At 63.4% G+C, this 4,259-nt stretch carries 4 protein-coding genes; 3 read left to right on the plus strand and 1 reads right to left on the minus strand.

Going from position 1 to position 4,259, the window contains the following annotated elements:
* Positions 1–522 precede the first annotated feature (522 nt).
* Positions 523–678, plus strand: coding sequence for a hypothetical protein (locus ACZ4SA_RS36660; protein ID WP_468283109.1), 156 nt, complete (start codon positions 523–525; stop codon positions 676–678).
* A gap of 403 nt (positions 679–1,081) precedes the next feature.
* Here the strand turns inward: ACZ4SA_RS36660 and ACZ4SA_RS36665 are convergent, their stop codons facing one another.
* On the minus strand, positions 1,082–1,207 hold the full coding sequence (locus ACZ4SA_RS36665) for a hypothetical protein (protein ID WP_468283112.1): 126 nt from the start codon (positions 1,205–1,207) through the stop codon (positions 1,082–1,084).
* Between the two features lie 38 nt (positions 1,208–1,245).
* Between ACZ4SA_RS36665 and ltrA (ACZ4SA_RS36670) the strand changes: the two genes are divergently transcribed.
* Positions 1,246–2,673: a group II intron reverse transcriptase/maturase gene (gene ltrA, locus ACZ4SA_RS36670; RefSeq protein WP_468283115.1), complete on the plus strand. Its 1,428-nt coding sequence runs from the start codon at positions 1,246–1,248 to the stop codon at positions 2,671–2,673.
* 132 nt (positions 2,674–2,805) lie between these two features.
* Positions 2,806–4,110, plus strand: coding sequence for a group II intron reverse transcriptase/maturase (gene ltrA / locus ACZ4SA_RS36675; RefSeq protein ID WP_468283118.1), 1,305 nt, complete (start codon positions 2,806–2,808; stop codon positions 4,108–4,110).
* Positions 4,111–4,259 lie beyond the last annotated feature (149 nt).

Raw genomic sequence — 4,259 nt, forward strand, 5'->3', positions numbered from 1 at the left:
GAGATTCTGGCGAAGGTCCGCCTCGTCCAGACCAACATCAAGAAACTCGTGGCAAACAACTCGAAGTGACATCAACAGGATCACGAGACACTAGCGAGACAGGAAGGTGCACGCGAGAAATCAGTGCCTGACGCCCCGTAATTACGACACCGGCTCGAACCTGGCGGATCTGGGCCGGACGCAGTGCACGACCACCAGTGCTCGTCGGTGGTCGACTCCGAAGCCGACTCTACTCATCGGTGGGGAGGCCACGCCGAAAGTCTGCGGCGTAAGCGTGGCGATGCTGCCGGGGTAGAGCTGGGCACCTCACCTGTCGATCGATTTCGTGGTGAACGTGGGAACTGCCCACGGTCGCCCGATGCCGGATCTCCAGTCCGGTGGAGGGCAGGCCCATCGCCGGCCGATGGCCGTCGGGCAGGACGGAGGCTCCGTAGTACTCCGAGGCCGGGAAAGCCGGTCACATGGGGAAGGGGGCCAGCAAGTCTGCAGTAAGGATGCTGGAATGCCAGGAGGCTGTCGCCGGTGAATACCGACGAGCTGGAATGGGCCTTGATGAAGGCCGAACGCCGGGTACTGGAGATCCAGACCAAGCTGCACCGTTGGGCTGCGGATGATTCTCATCGCAGGTTCGACGACCTGTTCGTGCGCCACGAGGCGCTTCTGACCGAGTGGCGGTGAAAGGCTGCCGCCACGGTCCTGTCGCAGCAGGGCCGTGAAGCTGAGGACAGCCGGACTCGGGAGATGCCGGGAACGGTGGAAAGCAGTCCTGACAACGCCGGGACGTTCTGGTACTGCCAGACAGGGCGGGTCCGGCAAGCGAGACGAGAAGGTGTACGAGAGGAACCAGTGCGTGAAGCTCCGTAAGCGTCGAGCCGGGTCAAATCTGGTGGATATGGGCCGGTTTGCAGTGCGCACCCGTCGTGGATACGAGGCGGGTGACTCCGAAGCCGGAATGAATAGGCCGGTGAGGAGGCCACGAGGAAAGCCTGCGGCGTACTCGTGGCGAGGCTGCCGGGGTATAGCTGGGCACCTCCCTCGTCAAACGGTTGGTGGTGAACGTGGGAACCACCCGCGGTTGCCCTCACGGTGCTCCGGCCAGGACACCGAAGGGCAGGTCCGTCGTCGGCTGATGGCCGTGGGGTGGGGCGGAGGCCCCGTAGTAGTCCGAGCGGACGAGAGGTTCGTACATGGCGAAGGGGGCCAGCAAGTCGGCAGTAAGGATGCTGGAATGCCCGGAGGTCGCCGGTGAATACCGACGAACCAGTGCTCACGTTGTTTGGCGCTGAGCGCAGGGTACGGGAGATCCAGGCCAAGCTGCACCGTTGGGCAACCGACGATCCAGGTCGCCGGTTTCATGATTTGTTCAATCTCGTTTGTGATCCCGCCTTCCTCCTGATCGCTTGGGAGCGAGTGCGGGCCAACAAGGGTGCCCGGTCGGCCGGGGTGGACGGAGAGAGTGCCTTCTACGTTGAACAGCGCCGAGGCGTGGGAGTTTTCCTCGCTGAGGTTCGCGATGACGTGAAGGCGCAGCGATTCCGTCCGCTCCCCGTTCGCGAACGGATGATTCCGAAGGCGGGCGGGAAGAAGGATATGCGCCGTCTGGGTATTCCCACTGTGCGTGATCGCGTTGTGCAAGCTGCGCTGAAACTGGTGCTTGAGCCGATTTTCGAGGCGGATTTCGATCCGTGCTCGTACGGGTTCCGGCCCAATCGGCGGGCACACGACGCGATCGCCGAGATCCGCACCTTCGCCGGCGCCCCTCATCGCTATGAGTGGGTGGTGGAAGGGGATATCGCGGCATGCTTTGACGAGATCTCGCACGCGGGCCTGATGGATCGGGTGCGGCAACGGATCGCGGACAAGCGGGTCCTGATGCTGGTCAAGGCGTTCCTGAAGTCCGGAATCCTCAACAGAGAGGGGATCTTCAGGGACACGCACACTGGAACACCGCAGGGCGGCATCTTGTCGCCCCTGCTCGCCAACATCGCGCTGTCGGTCCTCGACGAGCACTTCGCTCAGCGTCACCGAGACCAGAGACTCCTGCCGCGTCGGGAACGTCGCGGCCAGCCGTCGTTTCGGCTGGTTCGTTACGCTGACGATTGGGTGGCTCTGGTCAGGGGCGAGAGGGCGGACGCCGAGGCGATACGCGACGAGGCGGCCGAAGTCCTTTCCACGATGGGCCTGCGCCTGTCGGAGGAGAAGACCACGGTGGTGCACATCGACGAGGGTTTCGTCTTTCTCGGTTGGCGTATCCAGCGCCACCGGAAGCGAGGCACGGCCAAACAGTACGTCTACACCTATCCCAGCAAGAAGGCGGTGAAGTCCGTTACGGGAAAGGTGAAGGCGATCAGCCGATTGGACAAGAACTTGCCGCTCGAAGTCCTGCTGCACAGGCTCAACTCGGTGCTGCGGGGCTGGTGTCTCTACTTCCAGCCGGGAGTTTCGAGCGCCACCTTCCGGTTCCTGCGTGCTTTTACTTGGCGCAGGGTCATCGGCTGGCTGCGACGAAAGCATCCTCGGGCGAACTGGAAGCAGTTGCGCCGCCGTTATTGCCAAGGCCAATGGTGGCCGAAGGACGGCGATACGGCGCTGTTTGATCCTGGACGGTTCGGAACGACTCGATACCGCTACCGGGGAGCAGCGATTCCCACTCCGTGGGCGAGCGTGACCTGAACCGACGGGCATCCAACGGGGCTTGTGGAGCGCCCGGTGCCCGGAGACGGGCACGCCGGGTGCGGGAGGCGGTCCGGGAAAACCCACCAGCAGCAATGCTGGCAGGGCGTCCCGGGCCGACCTCACAACCTCGTGGCCGATCCCGCCTTCCTGTTGGTGGCGTGGGATCGTGTCCGGGGAAACAAGGGTGCCCGCACGGCCGGAGTGGATGGGAAGACCGCCCGGTCTATCGAAGCCGGGCAGGGAGTCGAGGCATTTCTCGACAAGCTACGGACCCAGATCAGAGACCGCAGCTTCCATCCGGTTCCTGTCCGTGAGCGGATGATTCCCAAGGCGAATGGCAAGCTTCGTCGTCTCGGGATTCCGACCGTGGCGGACCGAGTGGTCCAGGCGTCCTTGAAACTGGTGCTGGAGCCGGTATTCGAAGCGGATTTCCTCCCGTGTTCCTATGGGTTCCGCCCGAACCGCCGAGCCCACGATGCGATCGCCGAGACGCGCTACCTCGCCAGCCACGGATACGAGTGGGTGGTGGAGGGCGACATCACGGCGTGCTTCGACGAGATCTCGCACCCGGCTCTCATGGATCGGGTGAGGAGTCGAATCGGGGACAAGCGGGTGTTGTCCTTGGTGAAGGCGTTCTTGAAGTCCGGGATCCTGTCCCGGGACGGAGCCTTCACGGACACACGCACCGGGACCCCGCAGGGCGGGATTCTGTCGCCCCTGCTGGCCAACATCGCGCTCTCGGTCCTGGACGAGCACATCGCCCAGGGCCTCGGAGGACCAGATGGAACCTCCGAGGATCGGCGCAGGAGACGGCGCCGAGGATTGCCCAACTACCGGCTGGTCCGGTATGCGGACGACTTCCTCGTGCTTGTCTTCGGGCGCCGAGACCATGCCGAGGAACTACGCGACGAGGTCGCGGAGGCATTGAAGCCAATGGGCCTTCGCCTGTCGGCGGAGAAGACAAAGATCACGCACATTGACGAGGGCCTTGATTTTCTCGGATGGCGCATCCAGCGCCACCGGAAACTGGGCACCGACCGGCAGTACATCTACACCTATCCGGCACGGAAGTCAGTGCGTTCCGCGACGGGCAAGGTGAAGGAACTGACCGGACGGCAGAACGTCGGCTTGTCGCTGGATTCCCTGCTCCACCGGCTGAACTCGGTGTTGCGGGGATGGTGCGCGTACTTCCGTCCCGGAGTGTCGAACGTCGCTTTCTGTTACCTCAGCCACTATGCGTGGATGAGGGTGACACGATGGATCCGGCGCAAGCATCCCGGGATCACATGGAAGCAGCTCCGTCGGCGCTATTACGACGGTGGCTGGTGGCCTGCCACGGAGGAAAGGGAACTGTTCAACCCGGCAAAGGTAAGCACGACCAGATATCGATACCGGGGAAAACTCATCCCGACCCCGTGGCCCACTACGGCATGAGGAACTGAACACCCCGAAAACGGGACTTGTGGAGAGCCCGGTGCCCGGAGACGGGCCAGGGTGATTGCAAAGTCTGAGGTTCTGGGGGCGGTGCTGGTCAGCTGAGTCCGAGGAGGGCCAGTGGCCGTTCGAAAGGGCGGAGAGACATC

The organism is Streptomyces sp. NPDC027962 (assembly GCF_055566095.1).